Source organism: Thermomonospora sp. CIF 1 (genome assembly GCF_001896795.1).
Lineage (GTDB): Bacteria > Actinomycetota > Actinomycetes > Streptosporangiales > Streptosporangiaceae > Thermomonospora > Thermomonospora curvata.
In genome coordinates this window covers 66,969-92,150 of record NZ_MOYN02000018.1, presented here as the reverse complement: position 1 = coordinate 92,150, position 25,182 = coordinate 66,969, and the positions used below count along the sequence as shown (strand labels likewise).

Here is a 25,182-nt window from a genome sequence, read left to right as displayed (position 1 = left end):
GCCGCGGCCGTCCCACTGATCACGGCATGAGATCTACCCTCTGACCCGCTCCTCTTCAGCGACCAGGGGTAACTTTTCATACACGATCTGCTATGGGCGGGGCTTACCGTTCATTCGGCGCCCAGCGGCTCCGGGCTGCGGCCCCCGCCGGAGGCCTGGGAGGCGAACTGGGTGCGGTACAGCTCGGCGTACAGGCCGCCGGCCAGCAGCAGCTCCTCGTGCCTGCCGCGCTCGACGATCCGGCCGGCGTCGACCACCAGGATCTGGTCGGCCTCCCGGATCGTCGACAGCCGGTGGGCGATCACCAGCGAGGTCCGCCCGGACAGCGCGGTGGCCAGGGCGCGCTGCACCGCCGCCTCCGACTCAGAGTCCAGGTGCGCGGTGGCCTCGTCCAAGATCACCACCGAGGGGGCCTTCAGCAGCAGCCGGGCGATGGCCAGGCGCTGCTTCTCCCCGCCCGACAGCCGGTAGCCGCGGTCGCCCACCACGGTGTCCAGCCCGTCGGGCATGGCGGCGACCAGGTCCCAGATGTGGGCGTCCTTGAGCGCCTGGACGATCTCCTCCTCGGTGGCGTCCGGGCGGGCATAGCGCAAGTTGGCCCGGATGGAGTCGTGGAAGAGGTGGGCGTCCTGGGTGACGACGCCGACGGTCCGCCGCAGCGACTCCAGGGTCAGGTCGCGCACGTCCCGCCCGCCGATCCGCACCGCGCCGTCGGTGACGTCGTACAGCCGCGACACCAGGTGGGTGATGGTGGTCTTGCCCGCGCCGGACGGGCCGACCAGGGCGACCATCTGGCCGGGTTCGACGGTGAAGCTCACATCGCGCAGCACCGTGCGGGCGGGGGTGGTGTCGGTGCGGGCGATGGACTCCAGCGAGGCCAGCGAGACCTCCTCGGCCGCCGGGTAGCGGAAGGTGACGTGGTCGAACTCCACCCGCAGGGCCTGCCCGGAGCCGGCGGCGGCCAGCGGGACCGCCCCCGGGCGCTGGTCGATCATCGGTTTCAGGTCCAGCACCTCAAAGACCCGGTCGAAGCTGACCAGCGCGGTCATCACGTCCACCTGCACGTTGGACAGCGCCGTCAGCGGCCCGTACATGCGGGTCAGCAGCGCCGCCAGCGCCACCAGCGTGCCCAGCTGCAGCGTGCCGTCCACCACCAGCAGGCCGCCGACGCCGTAGGTCATGGCGGTGGCCAGCGCGGCCACCAGGGTGAGCGCCACGAAGAAGACCCGCCCGTACATCGCCGACACCACGCCGATGTCGCGCACCCGGCCGGCCCGCTCGGCGAACATGGCCGACTCCTCCTCCGGGCGCCCGTACAGCTTGGCCAGCATCGCCCCGGCCACGTTGAAGCGCTCGGTCATCAGCGAGCTCATCTCCGCGTCCAGCTGCATCTGCTCGCGGCTGATGCGCTGCAGCCGCCGGCCCACCCATTTGGCCGGGACGATGAAGACCGGCAGCAGCACCAGCGCGATCACGGTGACCTGCCACGACAGCCAGAACATGGCGCCCAGCACCAGGATCAGGCTGATCACGTTGGAGACCACCGACGACAAGGTGGTGGTCAGCGCCCGCTGGGCGCCGATCACGTCGGTGTTGAGCCGGCTGACCAGCGAGCCGGTCTGCGCCCGCATGAAGAACGCCACCGGCATGCGCTGCACGTGGTCGAACACCTGGGTGCGCAGGTCGTAGATGAGGCCCTCGCCGATGCGGGCCGAATACCACCGCTGCACCAGCGACAGCACCGCCTCCACCAGGGCCAGCGCCGCCACGGCCACCGCCAGCCAGATCACCACGGCGGGCCGGCCGGGGATCACGCCCCGGTCGATGATCGACTTCAGCAGCAGCGGCCCGGCCACCACGATGCCCGCCGCCAGCGCGTTCAGCAGCAAGAACAGCGCCAGCTCCCGCACGTACGGGCGGGCGTAGCCGGCGATCCGCCGGACGGTGCCGGGCTTGAGCTTCTGCCGGGTGACCGAGCGGTCCCTGCGGTAGGACGCCATCAGCTGCCAGCCGTTGCCCGGCATGCCCGGCATTCCCACATCGGCCTCCCCGTGCGTAATCAAGTAATCAGTCCGATGCCCGAACTCAACGTACCGGGCACCGGACTGCTTCCCTGCTCAGCCGAGGGCGAAAAGAACATCCCGCCGTCATGGCGAGAGGGGCCCGGCGCCGGCCGCCGGACCCCCTTTGCGCACGCCGCTTCGGTTACCGCGGTCAGTTGCCGCGCAGCGCCCGCAGCCGCGCCAGCTGCTCGCGCCGCTCGGCCGCGCACTGCTCCTCCAGAGTGTTGCCGGGGGCCTGCCACAGCAGCCGCTTGGTGGCCACCGCCGCTCCGGCGTCGACCGCCAGCAGGGCGCCGGTCAGCTCCCGCACCGCCGTCTCCAGCTCGGCGGCCGGCACCACCCGCTCGGCCAGGCCGAGCCGGGCCGCCTCCTCGGCGGGCACCTTGCGGGCGGTCAGGCAGATGTCGATCGCCCGGTGCACCCCGACGATGTCCACCAGCGGCTTGGTGCCGGTCAGGTCCGGCACCAGTCCCAGGGCGGGCTCCTTCATGCAGAGCCAGGCGTCCTCGGCCATCACCCGCAGGTCGCAGGACAGCGCCAGCTGGAAGGCGGCGCCGATGGCGTAGCCGTGCACCGCCGCGATCGAGACGATCTCCGGCCGGCGCAGCCAGGTGTAGCCGGCCTGCAGTTCGGCGATGAACCGGTCTCCCGCCTCCGGGTCGTCGCCGCGCGGCCCCTCGGGCGAGGAGAACATGCTCAAATCGATGCCCGCCGAGAACGCCTTGCCGGCCCCGCGCACGACCACCACCCGCACCGAGCCGGGCAGCGCGTCGCCGATGCGCGCCAGCGTCCGCCACATGGCGAACGTCATCGCGTTGCGCTTGTCGGGCCGGTTCAGCGTGATCGTCGCCACCGGGCCGTCGATGTCCAGCAGGAGCCCGGCCTGCGCCAGGTCCTCGGCCGGTACCACGGCGGCCTGCTTCGTGCCGGTGTCCACCAGGACGCCTCCTTTTCCGCCTTCACCTCGCGGCGGCGTCACGGTGGACCGGGCGCCCGCCTGTCCGCCGCCGCGACCGAACCATACTCGGTCGGCCGGGGCGGCGGGATGCGGGCACAGGCGTCTCCGTCCTCCGAGGGCGTTGTGCGGCGCCCCCGGAGGCGGGACGCGGAGCCGGGCGCGATACCGGGCGCCCGAGGCACGCCTGCCGGTTTTCTGGGACCGTCCCGGAGGGACGCGTCAGGATTTCTTGCCGCGCGTGGCGCCGCCGCGGCCACGCAGGTTGACACCCGACTCGGTGAGGATCCGGTGGATGAAGCCGTAGGAGCGGCCGGTGGCGGCAGCCAGGGCGCGGATGCTCTCGCCGGAGTCGTACCTCTTCTTGAGTTCCGCCGCCAGCTTGTCGCGCTCGGCACCGGTCACGCGGGTGCCCTTCTTAAGGGTCTCGGCCACGAGTACCTCCCGTAGTGATGTGGTGACCGCTGCGTTATCCCCCGCCATGATCAGTCATTCCCGGCCGATCGGCTACCCACTACGCCAGAAAAGATCTGCTTCCCTTGCCAAGGCGGTCACGCAAGTGCCACCAGATCGGCAAACTCGTCACTCCAGATGTCCTCAACACCATCCGGCAGCAAAATCACCCTTTCCGGTTGGAGCGCCTCCACCGCGCCCTCATCATGAGTCACCAAGACGATGGCTCCGGTGAAGGTGCGCAACGCCGACAAGATCTCCTGACGGCTGGCCGGATCGAGGTTGTTGGTCGGCTCGTCCAGCAGCAGCACATTGGCGCTGGAGACCACCAGCGTGGCCAGCGCCAGGCGGGTCTTCTCCCCGCCGGAGAGCACCCCGGCGGGTTTGTCCACGTCATCGCCGCTGAACAGGAACGATCCCAAGATCTTGCGGACCTCGACCTCGGGCAGGTCGGGCGCGGCCGAACGCATGTTCTCCAATACCGTGCGCCCGGCCTCCAGCGTCTCGTGCTCCTGGGCGTAGTAGCCCAGTTTCAGGCCATGACCGGCGATCACCCGGCCGGTGTCGGGCTTGTCCACCCCCGCCAGCAGGCGCAGCAAAGTGGTCTTGCCGGCGCCGTTCAACCCCAGCACCACCACCCGGCTGCCGCGGTCGATGGCCAGGTTCACATCGGTGAAAATCTCCAAAGATCCGTAGGATTTCGACAATCCCTCCGCGATGAGCGGTGTCCGCCCACAAGGAGCCGGATCCGGAAAACGGATTTTCGCCACTCGATCGGACTTGCGTTCACCCTCCACCGAGGCCAGCAACTGCCGGGCGCGCCGGTCCATTTGCTGGGCGGCCTTGGCTTTGGTGGCCTTGGCGCGCATCTTGTCGGCCTGGGCCATCAGCGCCGCCGCCTGCCGCTGGGCGTTGGCCTGCTCGCGTTTGCGCCGCCGCTCGTCGGTCTCGCGCTGGGCCAGGTACGCCTTCCAGCCGACGTTGTAGACGTCGATCACGCAGCGGCCCGCGTCCAGGTGGAACACCCGGTTGACCACGGCCTCCAGCAGCCCCACATCGTGGCTGATGACCACCAGCCCACCGGTGTGCGAGCGCAGGAAATCCCGCAGCCACACGATGGAGTCGGCGTCCAGGTGGTTGGTGGGCTCATCCAGCAGCAGCGTCTCGGCGCCGGAGAACAGGATCCGGGCCAGCTCCACCCGCCGCCGCTGGCCGCCCGACAGCGTGCCCAGCGGCTGGTTCAGCACCCGGTCCGGCAGCCCCAGGCTGGAGGCGATGGCGGCGGCCTCGGCCTCGGCGGCGTACCCGCCCAGCACGTGCAGCCGGTCCTCCAGGCGCCCGTAGCGGCGCACCGCGCGGTCCCGTTCGGCGCCGGTGGCGGTGGCCATGGCCTGTTCGGCGGCGCGCAGCCCGCGGATGACCTCATCCAGCCCGCGGGCCGACAGGATCCGGTCGCGGGCCGACTCCTCCAGATCCACCTCCCGCGGATCCTGCGGCAGGTAGCCGATCGAACCGGACCGGGTGACCGTGCCCGCGGCCGGCAGCGCCTCGCCGGCCAGCACCCTGGTCAAGGTGGTCTTGCCGGCGCCGTTGCGGCCCACCAGCCCCACCCGGTCGCCGGGGTTGACCCGGAAGGTGGCCTTCTCGATCAGCAGTCGGGCACCGGCCCGCAACTCGATATCGGTGGCAGTGATCACAGTGACAGGGCTCCCCACGACACGATGCGGCCGCTCGTGAACGGGTGGCGGGGACAGGCAGGGCCGAGGGCGGCCGGCAGGGCGGCAAACGCGCCGGGGGCGGTCGGCGGCGCGTTGGAGGGCCTGTCAGATCAGGAGCGGCACCCGATCAGTGTACGGGACCCCTCGTGACGGAACCGGTACGCACGCCAAGGCGCCGGCGCGGCCGGTCAGTCCCGTTCGGCGGCGAGGCGCTGGGCGATGACGCGCTGCAGGCGCCGCAGGCCGGGAACGCCCAGCATGCCGATCTGGTGCTCCAGGTCGCGCAGCACGGCGTCGCCGTCCCTGACCGTCTCCGACGACTGCATCAGCACCGTGCCCTGGCCGGTGAAGTCGAACTGGTGCTCCTCCCCGGACGTGCCGCCGATGCCGAAGAGCGCACGGGCCGTGCCCAGCACCCCCCGCATGTAGGAGTGGTCGTAGTGGTGGGCGGGGGACGGGCAGTCGGCCCAGCCCAGCAGCGCCTGCGGGTCCACCCGGATGGGCGGCTCGACGAAGTGCACCGGGCCGTTGGAGGCGGCGATGAAACGCCCGGTGCCGATCAGCGTGAGGAACCCGGGGACGATCGACTGCTTGAGCTCCAACGTGGGCTCAAAAGCCAGCAGGTTGCCGGCCCGCACGGTGAGGTTGCCGTCGGTGAGGTCGTAGGAGTTGACGTCAAAGCCCCGGTCGGCCAGCAGCAGCTTGCCCTGCCCCTGCGCCACGATCCAGTCCCGGGCATACAGCGGCGAGTGGAAGTGGGCGGCGACCAGCGCGTCCAGCGGCCCGGCCGACAGCGACTCGAAACGGATCTGCCCGTAGTAGGCGATCATCTTGCCCTTCTGGGCGAACCACTGCCCGTTGAGGTCCACGCAGAAGGCGTAGGGGTTGACGTTGTCGTTGGACGGCAGGGACAGGTGGTTGAAGACGGGAACGCTCATCCGGACGCCTCAGATCTTCTTCTCACTGGCCTGCACGTACACGATGCCGTGGCCGGACAGCTCCAGCTGGAACGCCTCGCCCGAGCCGCGGCCGATCACATCCCGCAGCCCCAGGGAGGTCTTCAGCCGGGTGGTCACCTGCCCGCGGTGCGCCACATAGGCCTGCGGGTCGACGTAGATGGGCCGCTGCGGGCCGATGGGCAGTTCGATGACGCCGCCGTGCGACAGCAGGCCCACCGAACCGTGGCCGGTCAGGGCGGTGGTGAACAGGCCCTGGCCGGTCACCTGGCCGCGGATCACGCCGGCCAGCCCGCCCTGTTCGCCCAGGAACACGGTGTCCGCCCGCAGGCTCGCGTCGTAGACCAGCAGCCGGTCGGCCTCCGCATACAGGGTGTCGCCCTGCAGCTCGACCACGGTCACATCCAGCCCGCCGTGCCCGAACATCACGCTGCCCTGGCCGGTGACCCGCATCAGCGGGACGCTCTCGCCGGCCATGGCCCGGCCGATGGCGCCGGTGATGCCCGCCCCGGCGGTGACGGTCGGCTCGAAGTGGACGCGGCCCACATAGGCCAGCATCGCGCCGCGCCTGCTGTACAGCTCCCGGCCCGGGCCGACCGGTGCCTGGAGCATCTTGCCGTTGATGGGGCTGAATCCGGGCATCGTCAAAACTCCATGATCCCGCCGCCGCGTTCGGCCGGCTGAACGTAGACCACCCCGTGGCCCTGGTAGCGCAGCTGCACGCTCTCCCCCGACCCCTGGCCGAGGACGGTGCGCCAGTTGACGTCGGTGACGAGGTCCTGCTGCAGCTGCCCGCGGTGCGCCACGTAGGCCTGCGGGTCCACGCACAGCGGCACGCCGGGAGTGACCTCCAGGGCGATCGCCGGGCCGTCGGACAGGATCGCCACCATGCCGTGCCCCTCGACCTTGGTGGTGGCCAGGCCCTGCCCGGTGGTCATCCCGCGCAGCCCGGTGAACTGCACCCCGGTGCGCAGCTGCGGCTCATAGGCCAGCAGGCTCTCGGACTCCACGAACAAGGTGTCGCCCTGTAGCGGGATCAAGGTGATCTCGGTGGCCTCATGGGCCAGGTACACCGTGCCGTGGCCGGTGACCTCCATCATGGTCATGCTCTCCCCCGCCACCCGGCGGCGGATCGCCCCGCGCAGCCCTTCGCCCCCGGTGAGCCCCTGGCGTTTGAAGCTCATCTGACCGTCGTAGGCGACCATGGAGCCGTTCATCGCCACGACGGTCTCGCCCATGAGGTCCACGGCGAGCACCTTCGAGCCGTTCAGCCGGAATTGCGCCACGAAGCCCCAACATACTGGACCTTTTTCGGCACGTCGTCTCAAATGCTGGAAACCTCCGGACCCATCGGCGCCCGGACCCGAACCGCCGGATTCGCCGCTCAAGGAGCCACTGGTCCGGTGACTGGGGGATCGTGGAAGATGTCCCCATGTGGTTCGCACCCGAGCGCCGCAGCGGGCGGCGCTGGATCGTGCCCGGCCTGACGCTGGCGGCGGGCCTGACGCTGGCGGTCGCACTGTCCCTGCAGGGCCGGACCGATGCGGGGCTGGCCGCGCTGGCGGTGCTGGCCGGGTACGCCGCCCACCTGGCCTACCGGCGGGACGAGCCGGCACTGCCGATCAGCGCCGCGTTCGGCAGCGGCCACCGGGCGCGCGCCCACCTGCGGGCCGCGGCGGTCACCGGGGACGTGACCGTGGCCGCCCTGGTGGGCGCGGTGGTGGTGCAGGCGCTGCGGGGCGGAGAGTGGCTGCCCTACCTGTGGCCGGCGGCACTGGCCGGAGTCGTGTACATGCTGTCGGCGATGATCGCAGGCCGGGGCGTGTAGCCCGCCTGAATTCCGGGCGGGTTTCCGTTCATCGGTCCCGTCCGGGTGATGCAGCCGTGTCCTCGTGGGCGTTCCGCCGCCGGTGCCCGTGATGTTCCGCCCGGTGGTGGATCTGCGCGCGGGCGCCGCAGCAGCGGTCAGCGGTCCGGTTCTCGGTCCGTCCGCCCGACCGTGTCCTCGGCCGGCCCCTGGAGCGCCAGCTCCTGGGCGAGGATCGCCGCCTGGACGCGGCTGCGCAGCCCCAGCTTGGCCAGGATCCGGCTGACATGAGTCTTGGCAGTGGTCTCGGCCATGTTCAGCCGGGCGGCGATCTGCGCGTTGGACAGGCCCTCGCCCAGGCAGCCGAGCACCTGCCGTTCGCGCGGCGTCAGCTCGGCCGGCCCCGGCGGCGGGGAGGCCAGAGGGGCGGCGGGCCGCCCGGGCCGGGCGGCGAACTCCCGGATCAGCCGGCGGGTGACGGCGGGCGCCAAGATCCCCTCCCCCGCCGCCACCGTGCGCACCGCCTCGATCAGGCGGTCGGCGTCGATGTCCTTGAGCAGAAAGCCGGCCGCGCCCGCGCGCAGCGCGCCGAAGACGTACTCGTCCACATCGAAGGTGGTCAGCACCAGCACGTCCACCCCCAGGGCGGTCAGCTCGCCGGTGGCGGAGATGCCGTCCAGGCGGGGCATGCGCACGTCCATCAGCACCACATCGGGCCGCAGCCGGCGGGCCAGCTCCACCGCCTCCAGCCCGTCGGCGGCCTCCCCGGCCACCTCGATGTCCGGGGCCGAACGCAAGATCAGCACCAGTCCCGCGCGCACCGCCGCCTGGTCGTCGGCCACCAGCACCCTGATCACTGCCGCCGTCCCTCCTCCTCTTCGCCGTCGGGCGGGGCGGTCGGCAGCTCGGCCCGCACCCGCCAGCGCCCCGCGTCCGGGCCCGCCTGGAACGTCCCGCCCAGGATCGAGGCGCGCTCGCGCATCCCGATCAGGCCGCTGCCGGCGCCGGGCAGCTCGGTCCGCTGCGCGCCCAGCGGGCTGTCGACGGTGATGCACAGCCGCTGAGGGTGATGCTCGATGAGCACCTCGGCGCGGCCGGGCCCGGCGTGCTTGAGCGCGTTGGTCAGCGACTCCTGGACGATGCGGTAGGCGGCCAGCTCGACGGCGGCGGGCAGCTCCCGCACCGTCCCGGTCACCTTCAGCCCCACCGTCAGGTCGGGCCGGGCGGCGCGTTCGGCCAGTTGCTCCAGGTCGGCCAGCCGGGGGGCGGCGGGCGAGTCGGCCTCCTCCCGGCGCCCCTCGCGCAGCAGGCCGATCATGCGGCGCATCTCCGCCAGCCCCTGCACGCTGTTCTCCCTGATCACGGTCATGGCCCGGTGGACGCTGTCGCGGTCCATGTCGGGCAGCCGCAGCAGCGCCGCAGAGTGCAGCGCCACCGCGCTGAGATGGCCGGCGACCACATCGTGCAGCTCGCGGGCCATCCGGGCGCGTTCGGCCGCCACCGCGTTGCGCCGGTCCAGTTCCGCCAGGCGGGCCAGCTGCTCGGCCCGCTGCCGTTCCAGCTCGGCCCTGTCGCGGTGGCCGCGCACCACCATCGCGGTCAGCACCGGGCTGACGAAGGTCATCCCGGCGACCCCGCCGACGATGACCGCCGCCCGCCAGTCGGCGGCCAGCGGCAGGGCCGCGCCGGCCAGCAGCACGGTGACGGCCGCCGTGGCGACCAGCAGCCGCTCACCCGTGCGGCGCGGCCCGTACAGGCCGGCGGCGTACAGCGCGTCGGTGTAGATCAGCAGGGTGCCCAGGCTGGGGCCCAGCGCGATGTCGGCGATCGCGGCCGGGGTGGCGATGGCCAGGTCGGTCAGCGGGGAGGTGCGCCGAAACAGCATGGCCGTGCACACGCCCAGCAGCGGCAGCACGCGCCAGCCGACCGCCGGGCCGGTGCCCTCGGCGCTCCAGTGGCTGTATCCGCGGGCGCTGAGCACCAGCAGTCCGCCTGCCAGCGCCGCGACGGCCAGCAGCAGGTCCTGACGGGTGGTGAGGCCGGTGGAACGCACCCGTCCATCTCACCATCTTCGCCGCAAAGGCACTTCCGCCCGGTCTCCTTCCCGGCGCGGAGGCGCCGGCCGCGGTCGTACATCCTTTGGAGGATGCCGCATTTCGGCAGGCGTGCGGAGAATCCGCCGGTTTCCCGCCGGGAGGATCGAAGCATGGACGACAACGGTGGGAACGCCCTGCTGCTCGGCGTCATCATCGGCTGCGAGATCGGCTTTTGGGTGCTGCTGCTGGCCGGGCTGGCCGCCCGCTACCTGCTGCGGATGCGGCGCACCGGCGCGGCGCTGCTGGTGAGCGTGCCCCTGGTGGACCTGGTGCTGCTGGCGGCCACGGTGATCGACCTGCGCGGCGGGGCCACGGCGCACTTCACCCATGGGCTGGCCGCGGCCTACATCGGCTTCTCGGTGGCGTTCGGGCACAGCATGATCCGCTGGGCGGACGCGCGCTTTGCGCACCGCTTCGCCGGCGGTCCCCCGCCGCCCAAGCCGCCCAAATACGGGATGGCGCGGGCCCGCTACGAGTGGCGCGAGTTCGGCAAGGCGTTCGTGGCCTGGGCGATCAGCTGCGCGCTGCTGCTCGGCGCGGTCGTCTTGGTGGGCGACGTCGAGCGCACCCGGGAGCTGCTGGTGTGGGTCGGCCGGCTGACGATGGTGCTGGGGATCTGGGCGCTGTGGCCGATCTCCTACACGATCTGGCCCGCCAAGCCGAAGGACGGCGCGCCGGCCCTGGAACGGGAACGGGTGCACTGACGCAGACGGGAGGCCGTCCTGCCGGCTCGCGTACGCGGGAAGGCTCAGGGGAACCGGCAAGTGGTGGGGCCGCCCCGGTCCGGGGCGGCCCCACCGCTGTGCGCATGAGCCGCCCGCCTCTCCCCCAGGTGCACCGCACTCGTCCCACAAGGGGACGGCATCAGCACGTCAGCAGACGTCGAACGCCCTCCACTGGGCCGCACCCGGGCTCCGTCTCCCGCCGGGCGCAGGCGAACGTCTCCGCCCGGCGGCCGGGCGGAGACGGAACGCGAAGGTCTGTCAGACGTTGAAGCCGAGGGCCCGCAGCTGCTCGCGGCCCTCCTCGGTGATCTTGTCGGGGCCCCACGGGGGCAGCCAGACCCAGTTGATCTTGACTTCCTTGACCAGGCCGTCCAGGGCGCTGGCGGCCTGGTCCTCGATCACGTCGGTGAGGGGGCAGGCGGCGCTGGTCAGCGTCATGTCCAAGGTCGCCACCCCGTCGACGACGTCGATGCCGTAGACCAGGCCGAGGTCGACGACGTTGATGCCGAGCTCGGGGTCCACGACGTCCTTGAGGGCCTCCAGGATCTCCTCGTGCTCAGGGGCGGACTCGGCGGTCTGCTGCTCGGGTGCCGTGGTCTCGGTCTCGCTCATGGTGCCTCTCCCAGGGCTCGGGCGGTCGCGTCCTTCCACGCCATCCAGGCGAGCAGGGCGCACTTGACGCGGGCGGGGTACTTGGAGACCCCGGCGAAGGCGACGGCGTCCTCCAGGATCTCCTCGTTCGGCTCGGCCTGGCCGCGCGACTGCATCAGGGCCAGGAACTCATCGCCCACGGCCATGGCCTCCTTGACCGACTTGCCGATCAGCAACTCGCTCATCACCGAGGCGCTGGCCTGGCTGATGGAGCAGCCCATCGACTCGTAGGAGACGTCGGCGACGACGGCGTCGACCCCCTGCCCCTCCAGGTGCACGCGCAAGGTCACCTCGTCGCCGCAGGTGGGGTTGACGTGGTGCACCTCGGCCTCGTACGGCTCCCGCAGCCCCTTGTGGTGGGGGTTGCGGTAGTGGTCCAGGATGATCTCCTGGTACATCGACTCGAGCTGCATGGCGTCCTTCCTGCGGCGACCCGGTGGCCGGGTGCGTCTATCCGGTGCGTCGGTGTGGTGAAACCGCAAAAACGGTCACAGTGTTCCGAAGAACTTCTGGGCGTGCCGCACCCCTTCGGCGAGGGCGTCCACGTCCGCCAGGGTGTTGTAGACGTAGAAGGTCGCCCGCGTGGTCGCCGGGATGCCGAAGCGGCGGCAGATCGGCCAGGCGCAGTGGTGCCCGACGCGGACCGCCACGCCCAGCTCGTCCAGCACCTGTCCCACGTCGTGCGGGTGCAGGTCGTCGACCACGAACGAGACCGCGCCGCCGCGCGCCTCGGTGGAGCGGGGGCCGATGATGCGCACGCCGGGCAGCTGCCCGAGCTTCTCCAGGGCGTAGCCGGTGAGCGTCTCCTCGTGCGCCTGGACCTTGTCCATGCCCAGGGCCGACAGGTAGTCGCAGGCCGCGGCGAGCCCGACCGCCTGGGCGGTCATCGGCACCCCGGCCTCAAAGCGCTGGGGCGGCGGCAGGAAGGTGGACTCCTCCATGCGCACCACCTCGATCATCGACCCGCCGGTGATGAACGGGGGCATGGCCTCCAGCAGCTCGCGGCGTCCCCACAGCACGCCGATCCCCGAGGGGCCGAGCATCTTGTGGCCGGAGAAGGCCACGAAGTCCACGTCCAGGGCGGTCACGTCCACCGGCTGGTGCGGCACCGACTGGGCGGCGTCCAGCAGCACCAGCGCGCCGACCTGGCGGGCCCGGGCGACGATCTGCTCCAGTGGGGGGATGGTGCCGAGCACGTTGGACTGGTGGGTCAGTGCCACCAGCTTGGTGCGCTCGGTGATCAGCTCCTCCAGGTTCGACAGGTCCAGCCGGCCCTCGTCGGTGATGCCGAACCAGCGGAGCGCAGCCCCGGTGCGGCGGCACAGCTGCTGCCAGGGCACCAGGTTGGCGTGGTGCTCCATCTCCGTGGTGACGATCTCATCGCCGGGGCCGACGCGGAACCGTTCGGCCTCGGGGCCGGCGGTGGCGGCGTTGCTCAGCGAGTAGGCCACCAGGTTGATCGACTCGGTGGCGTTCTTGGTGAACACGATCTCGCCGGGCGCCGCCCCGATGAAGGAGGCCACGGTGGCGCGGGCGCGTTCGAAGGCGTCGGTGGCCTCCTCGGCCAGCAGGTGCGCGCCGCGGTGCACGGCGGCGTTGTGCCGCTCGTAGAACTCCCGTTCGGCGTCCAGCACCTGGTAGGGCTTTTGGGAGGTGGCGCCGGAGTCGAGGTAGACCAGCGGACGCCCGCCGCGGACGGTGCGCGCCAGCAGCGGGAAGTCCTTTTTGATCTCCTCGGGCAGCAGGAAGCTCATCGGCGTCCTCCGCTCTTTCGCGCGGCGGTCATGCGGACGCGCCCGCCTTCACGTACTTTTCGTAGCCCTCGTTCTCCAGCACCTCGGCCAGCTCCGGGCCGCCGGCCTCGACGATCTGCCCGCCGGCGAAGACGTGCACGAAGTCGGGCTTCACATAGCGCAGGATGCGGGTGTAGTGGGTGATCAGCAGCACCCCGGTGTCGCCGCCGGCGCTGAAGCGGTTGATGCCCTCGGAGACCACCTTCAGGGCATCGACGTCCAGCCCGGAGTCGGTCTCGTCCAGCACCGCGATCTTGGGCTTGAGCATCTCCAGCTGCAGGATCTCGTGGCGCTTCTTCTCGCCGCCGGAGAAGCCCTCGTTCAGGCTGCGCTGGGCGAAGGCCGGGTCGATGGACAGCGCCTCCATGGCGGCCTTCATCTCCTTGGTGAACTCCCGCAGCTTGGGCGCCTGCCCGCGCACCGCGGTGACCGCCGAGCGCAGGAAGTTCGACACCGACACCCCCGGCACCTCCACCGGGTACTGCATGGCCAAGAACAGGCCGGCGCGGGCGCGCTCGTCCACGCTCATGGCCAGCACGTCCTCGCCGTCCAGCGTGATGGAGCCGGAGGTGACCTGGTACTTGGGGTGCCCGGCGATCGCGTACGCCAGGGTGGACTTGCCCGAGCCGTTGGGCCCCATGATCGCGTGGGTCTCGCCGGCGCGGACGGTCAGATCGACACCGCGCAGGATCTCCTTGGCGCCGTCGGAGCCGTCCCCGACGGAGACATGGAGGTCGCGGATCTCTAGCGTGGCCATATCTATCGTGAAACCTTCTGTCGTCGTCTTCAGGTCTGGTCGGTGGATGCGGGACGCAGCGACACGTGCACCTGGCCGTCGCTGACCCGGACCCGGTAGGTCGGCACCGGCGCGCTGGCCGGCGGGTTGGTGGGCTTGCCGGTGCGCAGATCGAAGCAGGAGCCGTGCAGCCAGCACTCGATGGCGCCGTCGTAGACCTCGCCTTCGGACAGCGCGACCTCGGCGTGCGAGCACACGTCGTGCAGCGCGAACACCTCGCCGCCGGTGCGCACCAGCGCCACCGGAGTGTCGTCGATCTCCACCGCCAGCGCCCCGTCCTCGGGGATGTCCTCCAGCGCGCAGACCTTGACGAACCCGTCCTGCTCCCCGCTCATCGCTCCAACTCCGCCTCGATCGCCGCCTGCACCTTCTCGCGGATCTCGGGAACCTCGATGCGCTCGACGAGCTGCCCGAGGAAGCCGAGCACCACCATGCGCCGCGCGTCCTCCTTGGAGATGCCGCGGGCCTGCAGGTAGAACAGGTGCTCATCGTCCAGGCGGCCGCTGGCGCTGGCGTGCCCGGCGCCGACCACCTCGCCGGTGAGGATCTCCAGGTTGGGCACCGAGTCGACGCGGGTGCCGTCGGTGAGCACCAGGTTGCGGTTGAGCTCGTAGGTGTCGGTGCCCTCGCCCTCGGCCCGGATGATCACATCGCCGATCCACACCGCGTGCGCGTCCTGTCCCTGCAGCGCGCCGCGGTAGTCCACGCGGCTGCGGCAGTGCGGGACGGCGTGGTCCACCAGCAGCCGGTGCTCGATGTGCTGGCCGGCGTCGACGAAGTACACCCCGTACAGCTCGGCGTCGCCGCCGGGGGCGGTGTAGGCGACCGACGGGGCGATGCGCAGCAGGTCGCCGCCGAGGGAGACGGCGAACCCGGTGAAGGAGGCGTCGCGGCCCAGCCGGGCGTGCTGGTGGGACAGGTGGACGGCGTCGTCGGCCCAGTCCTGGACGCTGATCACCGACAGCTTGGCGCCGTCGCCGACCACGAACTCCACGTTGTCGGCGTAGGTGGCCGAGCCGGTGTGCGCCAGCACCACGGTGGCCTGCGCGAACGGCTCGACGACCACGGTGGTGTGGCCGTAGGCGGCCTGGGCGGCGTCCCGGCCGGTGATGCGCAGCACGGTGGGCTGGGAGGCGACGGCCTCCTTGGGGACGGTGAGGACGGTGGCCTCGGTGAAGGACGAGTAGGCCTGGGCGCTGACCCGGTCGGTGGGCGCGTACGCGCCGCCCAGCCGGGGGTCGTCGCGGCCCACCCGCTCGACCTTGACCTCGGGGGCCGCCTCGATCACGACGTCCACTTCTCCGCCGCCCTCGGCGCCCTTGTGGAGGTCGCGCAGCCGGCGCAGCGGGGTGAAGCGCCACTCCTCCTCGCGGCCGGTGGGCACGGGGAAGTCCGCCACGTCGTAGGAGGACTTGCCGTGCAGGGTCGACAGAGGCTTGGTCTCCAGCCCCATCAGCCGACGGCTCCTTCCATCTGCAGTTCGATCAGGCGGTTGAGTTCGAGGGCGTACTCCATGGGCAGCTCGCGCGCGATGGGCTCGACGAACCCGCGCACGATCATCGCCATGGCCTCCTCCTCGCTCAGGCCGCGGCTCATCAGGTAGAACAGCTGGTCCTCGGAGACCTTGGAGACGGTGGCCTCGTGCCCCATCTCCACGTCGTCCTCGCGGACGTCCACATACGGGTAGGTGTCGGAGCGGCTGATGGTGTCGACCAGCAGCGCGTCGCACTTGACGGTGGACTTGGAGCGCACCGCGCCCTCCTGCACCTGCACCAGGCCGCGGTAGGAGGTGCGGCCGCCGCCGCGCGCCACCGACTTGGAGACGATGGTGCTGGAGGTGTTCGGCGCGGCGTGCACCATCTTGGCGCCGGCGTCCTGGTGCTGGCCCTCCCCGGCGAACGCGATCGACAGGGTCTCGCCCTTGGCGTGCTCGCCCAGCAGGTAGACCGCCGGGTACTTCATGGTGACCTTGGAGCCGATGTTGCCGTCGATCCACTCCATGGTGGCGCCCTCGTAGGCGACGGCGCGCTTGGTCACCAGGTTGTAGACGTTGTTGGACCAGTTCTGGATGGTGGTGTAGCGGCAGCGGGCGTTCTTCTTGACGATGATCTCCACCACCGCCGAGTGCAGCGAGTCCGACGAGTAGATCGGCGCGGTGCACCCTTCGACGTAGTGCACATAGGCGCCCTCGTCGACGATGATCAACGTCCGCTCGAACTGGCCCATGTTCTCGGTGTTGATCCGGAAGTAGGCCTGCAGCGGGATCTCCACGTGCACGCCCGGCGGCACGTAGATGAACGAGCCGCCCGACCACACCGCGGTGTTGAGCGCGGCGAACTTGTTGTCGCCGGCGGGGATGACCGTGCCGAAGTACTCCTTGAAGAACTCCGGGTACTCGCGCAGCCCGGTGTCGGTGTCGACGAAGATGACGCCCTTGCGCTCCAGGTCGTCGCGGATCTTGTGGTAGACGACCTCCGACTCGTACTGGGCGGCCACCCCGGCCACCAGGCGCTGCTTCTCGGCCTCGGGGATGCCGAGCTTGTCGTAGGTGTTCTTGATGTCGGCCGGCAGGTCGTCCCAGGTGGTGGCCTGCTTTTCGGTGGAGCGGACGAAGTACTTGATGTTGTCGAAGTCGATGTCGGTCAGGTCCGCGCCCCAGGTCGGCAGCGGCTTCTTCTCAAACAGCCGCAGCCCCTTCAGGCGCAGCTCCAGCATCCACTGCGGTTCGTTCTTCTTGGCCGAGATGTCACGGACGACCTCCTCGTTCAGGCCGCGCCGGGCGGTGGCCCCGGCGATGTCGGGGTCGGCCCAGCCGAACCGGTACCGGTCGAACCCCTCCAGCTCGGGGTGGGTCTCAACAGTCATAGGGAGGTCCTCCCGGACTCCTCGTCGTCGGTGTGCGTTGCGGTGTCGTGGCCCGCTGCGGCGCGCAGGTCGCGCGGGCTGACGTGCGTGGTGCAGATCCCATCGCCATGGGCGATGGTGGCCAGCCGCTGGACGGGGGTGCCCAGCAGCCTGCTGAAGGCCTCGGTCTCGGCCTCGCACAGCTGCGGGAACTCCGCTGCGACGTGCGCGACCGGGCAGTGGTGCTGGCACAGCTGCTCGCCGCCGGCGCGGGGCGAACGGCCGGCCGCGGCGGCATAGCCGTCGGCCGACAGCGCCTCGGCCAGCGCCCGGACCCGATGCTGCGGCGGGGCGGCGCGGACCACCGGATGGTAGCGCCGCTCCAGCTCGGCGACCTGCCGGCGGGCGAACTCGGCGACGGCGCCGGGACCGGCCTTTTCGGCCAGGAAGCGCAGCGCCGCGCCGGCCAGGTCGTCGTAGGCGTGCACGAAGGCGCTGCGCCCGGCGTCGGTGATGGCGAACCACTTGGCGGGACGGCCGCGTCCCCGGCCGCCCTGCGGACGCACCCGCCTAACCTCGATCATGCCCTCGACCAGCAGCGCGTCCAGGTGCCGCCGGACGGCGGCGGGGGTGAGCCCGACCCGCTCCCCCAGCGCGGAGGCGGTGATCGGGCCGTGCTCGAGGATCAGCCGGGCCACGCGGGCGCGCGTGCTGCGCTCGCCGTGCCCGTCCGCGGCGAACGACGGCATGACGGAGGCGCGCACGCCGCCGCTGCCCGTCTGCTCGCCCACGTTTTTCACAACATCAGTGTGGCGTAATTCCTTCCCGGTGCACAAACGTACCGACGTGCCATCCCTCACGCAGGAAAGCCTTACCTAAGCTGCGCCGCCCGCCCGGCCGGCGGTCCCGGGCAGCAGCGCCACCGGGCAGGGGGCGGCCCGGACGATCTTGCCGGAGACGCCGCCCAGGAAGACCTGGCGCAACGGCCCGTGGCTGCCGGACATGCAGGCCAGCAGCTCCCCCGGCGGCCAGTGGCAGTTGCGCACGGCCCCCTCGATGCCGTCGCCCTCGGCCACCTGGGTGGTCACCTGAGCGTGGCCGGACAGCAGCTCGGCCGCCGCCTGCAGGTCGCGCACGGCGTACTCGCGCTGGCGCCGCATGATCTCCTCGCCGCGCAGCACGCCGCTCAGCCAAGAGGGCCGCTCCAGCAGCGTCAGCAGCCGGATCGGCACATCCAACCGCCTAGCCAACCGCAACGCGGCGGCCAGCCCCAGCTCCGAGCCGCGGCTGGGGCGGTGGGCGACGGTCAGCCCGCTCAGCCGCGCCGGCGGGCCGGCCGCATAGCCGCGCGGGGCCATCAGCACGGGGACGGGAGAACCGTGCAGCAGCTGGTCGGCGGTGCTGCCGATGACGATCCGCCCCGCCGGGCCGCCCGGCGCCGAACCGATCACGATCAGGTCGGCGCCCTCCCGTTCGGCCGTCTCGATGAGCCCGCGCCCGCTGCCCCGGTGCGCCCCCGTCGCCGTCCGCACCCGTTCGGCGGGCATGCGCCCGGCGAGCCGGTCACGGGCCTGCTCGACGGCGGAGCGGGCGTATCCGCGGACGTGGCCCAGCCACTCGGCGTCCACCCGGCCGGGGCCGGGGACCGGCCAGGGCGGCGGGTAGATGCAGGCGACGGTCAGCGGAGAACCGTCGGCATCGGCGACCAGGCGGGCCAGCTCCAGGGCGTCGTCGCCGCGTTCGTCCGGCAGATACCCCACCAGGACGCGTCCGCTCACCCGCGCTCCCTCCCCCGCCCCGCCCCGGCGTGCGCCAGGTGCGAGCGGCGGTAGCCGTAGGCGAAGTAGACCAGCAGCCCCACCAGCGTCCACAGCGCGAACACCACCCAGGTGATGGCGTTGAGCCTGATCATCAGGTACACGCAGAACACCACGCCCAGCAGCGGGGTGAAGGGGAACAGCGGTGTGCGGAAGCTGCGCGGCATCGCCGGCTTGGTCCTGCGCAGCACCATCACCCCCACGTTGACCAGGGCGAAGGCGAACAGGGTGCCGATGCTGGTGGCGTCGGCCAGCCGGCCCAGCGGCACCAGCGCCGCCAGCACCGCGATGAACAGCGACACCAGCACGATGTTGGCGGTGGGCACCGCGGTGCGCGGGTTCACCTTCTGGAAGACCTCGGGGATCAGCCCGTCCCGCGACATGGCGAACAGGATGCGGGTCTGGCCGTACATCACGGTCAGCACCACGCTGGCGATGGCGATCACCGCGCCCAGCGACAGCACCACCGACGGCCAGCCCTGCCCGGTGGCCACCTCCAGCACCACCGCCAGCGACGCCTCGGTGCCGCCCTCGGCGAAGTCGCTCCAGTGCATCGCCGCCACCGCGGTCAGCCCCACCAGCACGTACAGGGCGGTGACGATGGCCAGCGACAGCACGATGGCCAGCGGCAGGTCCCGCCGGGGGTTGCGGGCCTCCTCCCCGGCGGTGGAGGCGGCGTCGAAGCCGATGTAGGAGAAGAACACCCGGGCGCCGGCGGCGCTGATCCCGGCCGCTCCCAGCGGCGCGAACGGCTCCAGGTTGCCGCGGCGGAAGGCGAGGGCCGCCACCAGGCAGAAGAACACCAGCACGCCGATCTTCAAAAAGACCATGACGGTGTTGACGGTGGCGCTCTCGGAGGTCCCGCGCAGCAGCAGGAAGGTGGCGATGAGGACGACGACCACCGCCGGCACGTTGATCACGCCGCCCTCCTGCCCGCCGGGCGGGTAGCTGATGGCGGCGGGCATGGTGAACCCCGCCGTCTGGGCGAAGAACTCGTTGAGGTACTGCCCCCAGCCCACCGCCACGGCCGACACCGACACCCCGTACTCCAGCAGCAGGCACCAGCCGCACACCCAGGCGACCAGCTCGCCCATGGTGGCGTAGGTGTAGGAGTAGGAGGATCCGGAGACCGGGATCGTGCCCGCCAGCTCCGCATACGACAGCGCCGAGAACAGGGCGGTCAGCGCCGCCAGCACGAACGACAGCACGATCGCCGGCCCGGCCAGCGGCACGGCCTCGCCGAGGATCACGAAGATGCCGGTGCCCAGCGTGGCGCCGACGCTGAAGAAGGTCAGCTGCAGCAGGCCCATCGTGCGCTTCAGGTCGCCGCCCTCGCCGTGGCCGCCCTCGGCGACGATCCGGTCGACCGGCTTGGTGCGCAGCAGGTTGCGCAGCAGGGAACCCCACGGTGAACCGTGCCGGGCCCCTGCCTGCCTGGTGTCCACGAATCCCCCCGGTGTCCCCAGCGCCCACCGGCGGTCGGCGCCTTCCGGCGAAGCCGCTCGCTGGGAATGCCCGTGCCGCCGGCCGGCAAACCCCGGCCGGCGGGGGGCGTGCCGCGACGCGGCCGGGGCCGACCTAGACTCGGGGGCATGAGTCCCCCCGGCCAGGCCGCGGTCGAGCTGAACGCGCTGGTGAAGCGCTATGGCGCCACCACCGCGGTGGACGGTCTTTCGCTGCGCGCCGAGCGCGGCGCGATCACCGCGCTGCTCGGTCCCAACGGCGCGGGCAAGACCACCACGATCGAGATCTGCGAGGGCTACCGGCGACCCGACGGCGGCACCGTGCGGGTGCTCGGGCTGGACCCGCTGCGCGATGCCCGGGCGCTGCGTCCCCGGGTGGGGGTGATGCCGCAGTCGGGCGGGGTGCCGGGCACCGCCCGCGCCGGGGAGTTCCTGCGCCTGATCGCCGCCTTCTACGCCCGCCCGCTGGACCCGGCGGCGCTGCTGGAGCGGCTGGGGCTGAGCGGGCACGCCCGCACCCCCTTCCGGCGGCTGTCGGGCGGCCAGCAGCAGCGATTGTCACTGGCCGCCGCCGTGATCGGCCGGCCGGAGCTGGTGTTCTTGGACGAGCCGACCGCCGGGCTGGACCCGCAGGCCCGGCACGCCACCTGGGAGCTGGTGAGTGAGCTGCGGCGGGCCGGGGTGAGCGTGATCTTGACCACCCACCACATGGACGAGGCCGAACGCCTGGCCGACCGGGTGGTGATCGTCGACCGGGGCCGGGTGGTGGCCGAGGGCACCCCCGCCGAGCTGACCGGCGCCGAGCGGCAGCTGCGGTTTCGCGCCCGGCCCGGGCTGGGGCTGGATGAGCTGCTGGCGGCGCTGCCGCCCGGCAGCGCCGCCAAGGAGTCCCCGGCCGGTCACTACCTGATCGAGGGCGAGGTGGGACCGGAGCTGCTGGCCACGGTGACCGCCTGGTGCGCCTCCCACGGGGTGATGACCGAGGACCTGCGGATCGAGCGGCGCACCCTGGAGGATGTGTTCTTGGAGCTGACCGGACGGGAGCTGCGGTCGTGACGGGCGCTCCCGCACTGGACCTGACCCCCGCGCCGGGCGCGGCGCCGCTGCCGAGGATGGTGCTCGCCCAGGCCGCCTTCGAGCTGCGCGGCATGCTGCGCAACGGGGAGCAGCTGCTGCTCACCATGATCATCCCGGTGCTGCTGCTGGTGCTGTTCTCCACCACCGCCCTGCTGGATCTGGGCCCGGGCGAGCGGGTGGACTTCCTGGCGCCGGGAGTGCTGGCGCTGGCGGTGATGTCGACGTCCTTCACCGGGCAGGCCATCGCCACCGGTTTCGAGCGGCGCTACGGGGCGCTCAAACGGCTGGGCGCCACCCCGCTGCCGCGCAGCGGGCTGATCGTCGCCAAGACGCTGGCGATCCTGGCCGTGGAGGCGGTGCAGACCGCGCTGATCTGCGCGGTGGCGCTGGCGCTGGGCTGGAGCCCCCACGGCGGGTTCGGCGGGGCGCCGGCCGTGGCGGTGCTGCTGCTGGCCGGCACCGCCGCCTTCAGCGGTTTCGGGCTGCTGATGGCCGGGACGCTGCGGGCCGAGGCCACGCTGGCCGCCGCCAACCTGGTCTACCTGCTGCTGCTGGCGCTGGGGGGCGTGGTGTTCCCGCTCACCGAGTTCCCCGGCCCGGTGGCGGCGGTGCTGGAGGCGCTGCCGATCGCGGCGCTGGCCGAAGGGCTGCGGCAGGTCCTGCAGCAGGGCACGGCCCTGCCGGTCGCCTCCCTGCTGGTCCTGCTGGCCTGGGCGGCGGTGGGACTGGCCCTGGCGGCCCGGTTCTTCCGGTGGGAATGAGTGGCCGCCTCGGTTGACTCCTCCGGCTCGCTGGGGCCGCGGGGCTGGTCCCGGTGGGGCGGGCGAGCGCTGTCGCCGGCGTCGGTCCCGCCGCCGGTGCTGGTGCTGCTGGGCGTGGTGTCGGTGCAGGTCGGCGCGGGCCTGGCCAAGCATCTGTTCGCGGCGCTGCCGCCGGTGGCGGTGGCGTCGCTGCGCCTTGCGACCTCGGCGCTGGTGCTGGGCGTGCTCGGCCGCCGGGCGCTGCGCACGCTGACCCGCGACCACTCCTGGGGCGACCTGGGCGTGGCCGCCGCCTTCGGGCTGACGCTGGCGGTGATGAACACCGCCATCTACCTGTCGTTCGCCCGGATTCCGCTGGGCGTGGCGGTGACCATCGAGTTCCTCGGCCCGCTGGCGGTCTCCATCGCCGCCTCCCGGCGCCTGCTGGACCTGTTGTGGGCGGTGCTGGCGTTCGCCGGGGTGGCGCTGCTGGCCCGCGGCGACGGCGAGGTGAACCTCGCCGGGGTGGCGTTCGCCCTGGTGGCGGGCGCGGCATGGGCCGCCTACATCCTGCTCAGCGCGGCCACCGGCCGGCGTTTCCCCGGGTCGGTGGGGCTCACGGCGGCCAGCGCGGTGGCGGCGGCGGTGATGCTGCCGCTGGGCGCGGCCACCGCGGGGACGGCGCTGCTGGCGCCGCAGTGGCTGCTGCTGGGCCTGGGCGTGGGGCTGCTGTCGTCGGTGATCCCCTACACCCTGGAGCTGGAGGCGCTGCGCCGGATGCCGGCGCGGGTCTTCGGGATCTTGATGAGCCTGGAGCCGGCCGTGGCGGCCCTGGTGGGGCTGCTGGTGCTGGGCGAGGTCCTGTCGGTCCTGGAGTGGGCCGCCATCGGCTGCGTCATGGTCGCCTGCATCGGCGCCACCCGGGAACGCGAGGGCTGACCGGCCCGCAGGCAGGCGGTCAGGCGGGCTGCGGACGAGGGTTGCCCAACTGCGCGCCCGCGGACCCGGCCCCGGCCGGCGGCGCGGCGGACTCGGCGGAGGCCAGAGGACCGCGCTCGCGGGTGGCGAAGGCCACGTTCAGCACCGCGATCCACACCAGTGCCGAGCCCAGCATGTGCAGGCCCACCAGCAGTGCCGGGACGCCCAGGAAGTACTGGATGTAGCCGATCGCGCCCTGGGCCGCCTCCACCGCCAGCAGCGTCAGCGCCGCACGCCGCACCCGCGGGGGGGCGTCGTGGCGCCACAGCCCGGCCAGCAGGGCGACGGTGAGCGCCACGGTGAGCCAGGCCAGCAGGCTGTGCACCCGGGTGACCTGCTCGATGGCGAAGTCGAACCGCTCAGCCCGGTCGTCGCCGGCGTGCGGGCCGGTGCCGGTGACGACGGTGCCCGCCACCATCAGCAGCCCCGTCACCCACACCAGGGCCAGCGCCAGGGCGCGCAGCCGGCGGTCCACCAGGACGCGCACCGGCCCGTCCCCCTCCCCGGCGCGCACGTACAGGGCCACGCAGGCGATGAGCAGCAGCGGCGAGAGCATGAAGTGCCCGGCCACCGTCACCGGGTGCAGGTCGGTGAGCACCGTCACCCCGCCCCAGACCGCCTGGGCCACCACGCCCAGCGGCTGGACCGCCGCCAGGTACACCAGGTCGCGCCGGCGGGGCACCGTGCGCAGCGCCGCCACGAACACCGCGACCGCGACCGCCAGGATCGCAAAGGTCAGCGTCCGGTTGCCGAACTCGATGGCCATGTGGACCGGCGAGTGGCCCGGCGCGGAAGTCGGGATCATGCTCTCCGGGGTGCACTTGGGCCAGGTGGAGCAGCCCAGGCCGGACTTGGTGAGCCGGACCGCCCCGCCGGTGACGATGATCCCGGCGTTGACGATCACCGACAGCAGGGCCAGCAGCCGCAGCGAGGACGGGGTCGGCCGCCACACCGCATCGCGCGCTCTGGCCAGGGGGTTCTTGGAACGCTCGGCCACGGGTTCATCGTATGGCCGCCCCCGGAAGGTCCCGTCCACACCCCCTGGCCCGCTGTCAAGGGCCGGGGCGGTGGAAGCCGGACGGGTTCCCGCCCGCCCACGGAGGTCCCGCCGGGCCGTGCAGCGGGGCGTGCAGGAACGCCTGGCGGGCCAGCGCCATCAGCCCCAGCAGCGCATCCCGCCGGTGGGCCAGCCAGGCGGGGTCGGCGGTGCCCCGCTCGGCCCGTTTGTGCAGCAGCGCCAGCTCGGTGGCGGCCAGCTGGTAGTCGCCCATGGCCCGGGCCGCCGCCGGGCCGCCGACCTCGCGGGCCCACCGGCGGGCCGCCCGGCGGCTGGACAGCCGGCCGAGCATCTGCACGTCCTGCGGGGTCACCAGGCCGGTGCTCTCATACAGCGGCAGGTAGCGGCCGATGCGCTGGACGGTGCCGCGCCGCTCCACCAGCACGATCAGCACGAGCACCACCAGCAGGCAGAAGTCCAGGGCGTAGACGACCAGCAGCCCGGCCCCGCCGAAGGCGGTCGAGCCGTTCCACAACCCGTGCAGCACCATCGCGGCGGCCAGGCCCAGCAGCGGCGCCGCGACCCGCCCGTGCCGGTGGGTGGCCGCCCAGGCCACGCCCAGCCCCAGCATGGAGGTGAACAGCGGGTGGCTGAGCGGCGCGACCACCCCGCGCAGCACGAACACCGCGGTGAGCCGGTCGGCGCCGCCCTCCTCCAGCGCCCGCATGTAGTAGGTGATGTTCTCCATCATCGCGAAGCCGAGGCCGACCATGGCGGCGTAGATGAGACCGTCGGCGAACCCGTCGATCTCGGTGCGGCGGAACCACAGCAGACCGAACAGCACCGCCCCTTTGAGGGATTCTTCGATCAGCGGGGCGCCCACCGTGGCGCTGACGAAGTGGCCGGTGGTCTCCCCGAAGATCGGCACGGTGAGGTAGATCATCCCGGCGGTGTTGAGGACCAGCGCGCCCAGCACCGCCACCCCGGCGCCCCACAGGAAGGCCAGCGCCACGGCGCGCGGCGGCTCCGGCTCCATCCGGTCCAGCGCCAGCACCAGCGCCACCAGCAGCGGGATCGGCAGCAGCGCCAGCAGCAGCGCGACCACGAAGTCCATCCGGCCGAACCAGGCGTACATGCCGAGCACGGCCAGCGCGCACAGTGAGGAGACGGTCAGCCCGGCGATGAGCCCGATGGAGGGCCGTCCGGGTATCCGCCCTTCCAGCACCGCTTTGGGATCTACGCGCGCCATGAGG

General features: G+C 72.2%; 26 protein-coding genes. 5 read left to right on the top strand and 21 right to left on the bottom strand.

Annotated features, from left to right (window positions below):
• Positions 1–110: 110 nt before the first annotated feature.
• From BUE48_RS11115 to BUE48_RS11085, 7 genes are all read right to left on the bottom strand, one after another.
• The gene (locus tag BUE48_RS11115) at positions 111–2,024 is read right to left on the bottom strand and encodes an ABC transporter ATP-binding protein (RefSeq protein ID WP_041441549.1); all 1,914 of its coding nucleotides are present in this window, start codon (positions 2,022–2,024) and stop codon (positions 111–113) included.
• A gap of 190 nt (positions 2,025–2,214) precedes the next feature.
• Positions 2,215–3,000, bottom strand: coding sequence for an enoyl-CoA hydratase/isomerase family protein (locus BUE48_RS11110; protein WP_012852590.1), 786 nt, complete (start codon positions 2,998–3,000; stop codon positions 2,215–2,217).
• Between the two features lie 240 nt (positions 3,001–3,240).
• The gene (locus tag BUE48_RS11105; protein WP_012852589.1) at positions 3,241–3,453 is read right to left on the bottom strand and encodes a helix-turn-helix domain-containing protein; all 213 of its coding nucleotides are present in this window, start codon (positions 3,451–3,453) and stop codon (positions 3,241–3,243) included.
• Positions 3,454–3,569: 116 nt separating this feature from the next.
• Positions 3,570–5,168 carry an ABC-F family ATP-binding cassette domain-containing protein gene (locus tag BUE48_RS11100; RefSeq protein WP_012852588.1) on the bottom strand — a complete coding sequence of 533 codons (1,599 nt, stop codon included), beginning with the start codon at positions 5,166–5,168 and terminating at the stop codon, positions 3,570–3,572.
• A 209-nt stretch (positions 5,169–5,377) separates the two neighbouring features.
• Positions 5,378–6,127: an AIM24 family protein gene (locus BUE48_RS11095; protein WP_012852587.1), complete on the bottom strand. Its 750-nt coding sequence runs from the start codon at positions 6,125–6,127 to the stop codon at positions 5,378–5,380.
• 9 nt (positions 6,128–6,136) lie between these two features.
• A complete protein-coding gene (locus BUE48_RS11090) occupies positions 6,137–6,787 on the bottom strand; it encodes an AIM24 family protein (protein WP_012852586.1) in 651 nt (216 codons plus the stop codon).
• Between the two features lie 2 nt (positions 6,788–6,789).
• On the bottom strand, positions 6,790–7,431 hold the full coding sequence (locus tag BUE48_RS11085; protein ID WP_041439537.1) for an AIM24 family protein: 642 nt from the start codon (positions 7,429–7,431) through the stop codon (positions 6,790–6,792).
• 146 nt (positions 7,432–7,577) lie between these two features.
• On the opposite strand from BUE48_RS11085, the gene BUE48_RS11080 reads away from it, so the two are divergent.
• A complete protein-coding gene (locus BUE48_RS11080; protein WP_012852584.1) occupies positions 7,578–7,973 on the top strand; it encodes a hypothetical protein in 396 nt (131 codons plus the stop codon).
• 137 nt (positions 7,974–8,110) lie between these two features.
• Here BUE48_RS11080 and BUE48_RS11075 read toward each other — a convergent pair whose 3' ends face one another.
• On the bottom strand, positions 8,111–8,809 hold the full coding sequence (locus tag BUE48_RS11075) for a response regulator (protein WP_286989763.1): 699 nt from the start codon (positions 8,807–8,809) through the stop codon (positions 8,111–8,113).
• The gene (locus BUE48_RS11070; RefSeq protein WP_012852582.1) at positions 8,806–10,005 is read right to left on the bottom strand and encodes a sensor histidine kinase; all 1,200 of its coding nucleotides are present in this window, start codon (positions 10,003–10,005) and stop codon (positions 8,806–8,808) included. Before BUE48_RS11070 ends, BUE48_RS11075 begins: the two co-directional genes overlap by 4 nt.
• A gap of 153 nt (positions 10,006–10,158) precedes the next feature.
• Between BUE48_RS11070 and BUE48_RS11065 the strand changes: the two genes are divergently transcribed.
• Positions 10,159–10,752: a hypothetical protein gene (locus BUE48_RS11065; protein WP_286989762.1), complete on the top strand. Its 594-nt coding sequence runs from the start codon at positions 10,159–10,161 to the stop codon at positions 10,750–10,752.
• A gap of 279 nt (positions 10,753–11,031) precedes the next feature.
• On the opposite strand, the gene BUE48_RS11060 is transcribed toward BUE48_RS11065, so the two are convergent.
• The 10 genes from BUE48_RS11060 to BUE48_RS11015 all read right to left on the bottom strand — a co-directional run bounded on the left by BUE48_RS11060 (position 11,032) and on the right by BUE48_RS11015 (position 20,119).
• The gene (locus BUE48_RS11060; RefSeq protein ID WP_012852580.1) at positions 11,032–11,385 is read right to left on the bottom strand and encodes a metal-sulfur cluster assembly factor; all 354 of its coding nucleotides are present in this window, start codon (positions 11,383–11,385) and stop codon (positions 11,032–11,034) included.
• Positions 11,382–11,837, bottom strand: a complete 456-nt coding sequence (sufU, locus tag BUE48_RS11055) for a Fe-S cluster assembly sulfur transfer protein SufU (protein WP_012852579.1) — start codon at positions 11,835–11,837, stop codon at positions 11,382–11,384. Before sufU ends, BUE48_RS11060 begins: the two co-directional genes overlap by 4 nt.
• Positions 11,838–11,912: 75 nt before the next feature.
• On the bottom strand, positions 11,913–13,178 hold the full coding sequence (locus BUE48_RS11050) for a cysteine desulfurase (RefSeq protein WP_012852578.1): 1,266 nt from the start codon (positions 13,176–13,178) through the stop codon (positions 11,913–11,915).
• 28 nt (positions 13,179–13,206) lie between these two features.
• Positions 13,207–13,974, bottom strand: a complete 768-nt coding sequence (gene sufC / locus BUE48_RS11045; RefSeq protein ID WP_286989761.1) for a Fe-S cluster assembly ATPase SufC — start codon at positions 13,972–13,974, stop codon at positions 13,207–13,209.
• A 29-nt stretch (positions 13,975–14,003) separates the two neighbouring features.
• Entirely contained in the window at positions 14,004–14,348 is a 345-nt protein-coding gene (locus tag BUE48_RS11040; protein ID WP_012852576.1) for a non-heme iron oxygenase ferredoxin subunit, read from the bottom strand.
• A complete protein-coding gene (gene sufD, locus BUE48_RS11035) occupies positions 14,345–15,466 on the bottom strand; it encodes a Fe-S cluster assembly protein SufD (protein WP_012852575.1) in 1,122 nt (373 codons plus the stop codon). Before sufD ends, BUE48_RS11040 begins: the two co-directional genes overlap by 4 nt.
• Positions 15,466–16,878: a Fe-S cluster assembly protein SufB gene (sufB, locus tag BUE48_RS11030; protein WP_012852574.1), complete on the bottom strand. Its 1,413-nt coding sequence runs from the start codon at positions 16,876–16,878 to the stop codon at positions 15,466–15,468. The genes sufD and sufB overlap by 1 nt, the downstream gene beginning before the upstream one ends.
• A complete protein-coding gene (locus BUE48_RS11025; RefSeq protein WP_052305668.1) occupies positions 16,875–17,606 on the bottom strand; it encodes a helix-turn-helix transcriptional regulator in 732 nt (243 codons plus the stop codon). The genes sufB and BUE48_RS11025 overlap by 4 nt, the downstream gene beginning before the upstream one ends.
• A gap of 126 nt (positions 17,607–17,732) precedes the next feature.
• Entirely contained in the window at positions 17,733–18,635 is a 903-nt protein-coding gene (locus tag BUE48_RS11020) for a universal stress protein (RefSeq protein ID WP_286989760.1), read from the bottom strand.
• The gene (locus BUE48_RS11015; protein ID WP_286989759.1) at positions 18,632–20,119 is read right to left on the bottom strand and encodes an amino acid permease; all 1,488 of its coding nucleotides are present in this window, start codon (positions 20,117–20,119) and stop codon (positions 18,632–18,634) included. The genes BUE48_RS11020 and BUE48_RS11015 overlap by 4 nt, the downstream gene beginning before the upstream one ends.
• A 147-nt stretch (positions 20,120–20,266) precedes the next feature.
• Here BUE48_RS11015 and BUE48_RS11010 point away from each other — a divergent pair, with 147 nt between their 5' ends.
• From BUE48_RS11010 to BUE48_RS11000, 3 genes are read left to right on the top strand one after another with little or no spacing between them, the layout of a single operon-like run.
• Entirely contained in the window at positions 20,267–21,193 is a 927-nt protein-coding gene (locus tag BUE48_RS11010; RefSeq protein WP_286989758.1) for an ABC transporter ATP-binding protein, read from the top strand.
• Positions 21,194–21,249: 56 nt separating this feature from the next.
• On the top strand, positions 21,250–21,975 hold the full coding sequence (locus BUE48_RS11005) for an ABC transporter permease (protein WP_286989871.1): 726 nt from the start codon (positions 21,250–21,252) through the stop codon (positions 21,973–21,975).
• Positions 21,976–22,893 carry an EamA family transporter gene (locus BUE48_RS11000; protein ID WP_012852568.1) on the top strand — a complete coding sequence of 306 codons (918 nt, stop codon included), beginning with the start codon at positions 21,976–21,978 and terminating at the stop codon, positions 22,891–22,893. It abuts the gene before it with no gap.
• A 19-nt stretch (positions 22,894–22,912) separates the two neighbouring features.
• On the opposite strand, the gene BUE48_RS10995 is transcribed toward BUE48_RS11000, so the two are convergent.
• Positions 22,913–23,929, bottom strand: a complete 1,017-nt coding sequence (locus BUE48_RS10995) for a COX15/CtaA family protein (RefSeq protein WP_286989757.1) — start codon at positions 23,927–23,929, stop codon at positions 22,913–22,915.
• Positions 23,930–23,984: 55 nt separating this feature from the next.
• Entirely contained in the window at positions 23,985–25,178 is a 1,194-nt protein-coding gene (locus BUE48_RS10990) for a PrsW family intramembrane metalloprotease (RefSeq protein ID WP_012852566.1), read from the bottom strand.
• Positions 25,179–25,182 lie beyond the last annotated feature (4 nt).

Bases quoted from the DNA above. Each gene is read 5' to 3' on its own strand.
- sufC (WP_286989761.1), bottom strand. From the start codon at position 13,974: ATGGCCACGCTAGAGATCCGCGACCTCCATGTCTCCGTCGGGGACGGC.
- BUE48_RS11095 (WP_012852587.1), bottom strand. From the start codon at position 6,127: ATGAGCGTTCCCGTCTTCAACCACCTGTCCCTGCCGTCCAACGACAAC.
- sufD (WP_012852575.1), bottom strand. From the start codon at position 15,466: ATGGGGCTGGAGACCAAGCCTCTGTCGACCCTGCACGGCAAGTCCTCC.
- BUE48_RS11115 (WP_041441549.1), bottom strand. From the start codon at position 2,024: ATGCCGGGCAACGGCTGGCAGCTGATGGCGTCCTACCGCAGGGACCGC.
- BUE48_RS11080 (WP_012852584.1), top strand. From the start codon at position 7,578: ATGTGGTTCGCACCCGAGCGCCGCAGCGGGCGGCGCTGGATCGTGCCC.
- sufU (WP_012852579.1), bottom strand. From the start codon at position 11,837: ATGCAGCTCGAGTCGATGTACCAGGAGATCATCCTGGACCACTACCGC.
- BUE48_RS11090 (WP_012852586.1), bottom strand. From the start codon at position 6,787: ATGCCCGGATTCAGCCCCATCAACGGCAAGATGCTCCAGGCACCGGTC.
- BUE48_RS10990 (WP_012852566.1), bottom strand. From the start codon at position 25,178: ATGGCGCGCGTAGATCCCAAAGCGGTGCTGGAAGGGCGGATACCCGGA.
- BUE48_RS11005 (WP_286989871.1), top strand. From the start codon at position 21,250: ATGGTGCTCGCCCAGGCCGCCTTCGAGCTGCGCGGCATGCTGCGCAAC.
- BUE48_RS11065 (WP_286989762.1), top strand. From the start codon at position 10,159: ATGGACGACAACGGTGGGAACGCCCTGCTGCTCGGCGTCATCATCGGC.
- BUE48_RS11060 (WP_012852580.1), bottom strand. From the start codon at position 11,385: ATGAGCGAGACCGAGACCACGGCACCCGAGCAGCAGACCGCCGAGTCC.
- BUE48_RS11050 (WP_012852578.1), bottom strand. From the start codon at position 13,178: ATGAGCTTCCTGCTGCCCGAGGAGATCAAAAAGGACTTCCCGCTGCTG.
- BUE48_RS11025 (WP_052305668.1), bottom strand. From the start codon at position 17,606: ATGCCGTCGTTCGCCGCGGACGGGCACGGCGAGCGCAGCACGCGCGCC.
- BUE48_RS11010 (WP_286989758.1), top strand. From the start codon at position 20,267: ATGAGTCCCCCCGGCCAGGCCGCGGTCGAGCTGAACGCGCTGGTGAAG.
- sufB (WP_012852574.1), bottom strand. From the start codon at position 16,878: ATGACTGTTGAGACCCACCCCGAGCTGGAGGGGTTCGACCGGTACCGG.
- BUE48_RS11040 (WP_012852576.1), bottom strand. From the start codon at position 14,348: ATGAGCGGGGAGCAGGACGGGTTCGTCAAGGTCTGCGCGCTGGAGGAC.